Origin of the sequence: Lacticaseibacillus pantheris DSM 15945 = JCM 12539 = NBRC 106106, assembly GCF_001591865.1 — a bacterium.
Classification (GTDB): domain Bacteria; phylum Bacillota; class Bacilli; order Lactobacillales; family Lactobacillaceae; genus Lacticaseibacillus; species Lacticaseibacillus pantheris.
Window position 1 is genome coordinate 1 of the sequence record NZ_BCVS01000190.1, and the last position, 573, is coordinate 573.

The window sequence follows — 573 nt, forward strand, 5'->3', positions numbered from 1 at the left end:
ATGAATTCCAGTTGGTGCGGTTGGCCCTCTGATTAATCAGGGGGCCACTTATCCGGAAGGGTTCATAGCCAACATAATTGATGACTCAATATGCGGAAGTAGTTCAGTGGTAGAACATCACCTTGCCATGGTGGGGGTCGCGGGTTCGAATCCCGTCTTCCGCTTACCAACATCCGTTGGTAGACAATTAAATATGCACCCATAGCGCAATTGGATAGAGTGTCTGACTACGAATCAGAAGGTTGTAGGTTCGACTCCTACTGGGTGCATTGTTCGGGAAGTAGCTCAGCTTGGTAGAGCACCTGGTTTGGGACCAGGGGGTCGCAGGTTCGAATCCTGTCTTCCCGATTGGAACTCTTGAGTTCTAGGTTTTCGCGGTGTAGCTCAGCTGGCTAGAGCGTCCGGTTCATACCCGGGAGGTCGAGGGTTCGATCCCCCCCGCCGCGATTAGGTTGAGTCATGGACCCTTAGCACAGTTGGTTAGTGCAGGCGGCTCATAACCGCTCGGTCGTAGGTTCGAGTCCTACAGGGTCCATCTTTACATGGCAGCCTATGTTTGATAGAATATTATGG

5 tRNA genes are annotated in these 573 nt (G+C 51.8%); all 5 read left to right on the forward strand.

Annotated elements, in window-relative coordinates:
- The first annotated feature begins 92 nt into the window (after window positions 1-92).
- The 5 genes from LPA02S_RS11385 (at window position 93) to LPA02S_RS11405 (ending at window position 535) form a co-directional block, all read left to right on the forward strand.
- Window positions 93-164, forward strand: a tRNA-Gly gene (locus LPA02S_RS11385).
- 31 nt (window positions 165-195) lie between these two features.
- Window positions 196-269: transfer RNA gene (locus LPA02S_RS11390), tRNA-Arg, on the forward strand.
- 5 nt (window positions 270-274) lie between these two features.
- Window positions 275-348, forward strand: a tRNA-Pro gene (locus LPA02S_RS11395).
- A 25-nt stretch (window positions 349-373) separates the two neighbouring features.
- Window positions 374-447: transfer RNA gene (locus tag LPA02S_RS11400), tRNA-Met, on the forward strand.
- Window positions 448-461: 14 nt separating this feature from the next.
- Window positions 462-535: transfer RNA gene (locus LPA02S_RS11405), tRNA-Ile, on the forward strand.
- Window positions 536-573 lie beyond the last annotated feature (38 nt).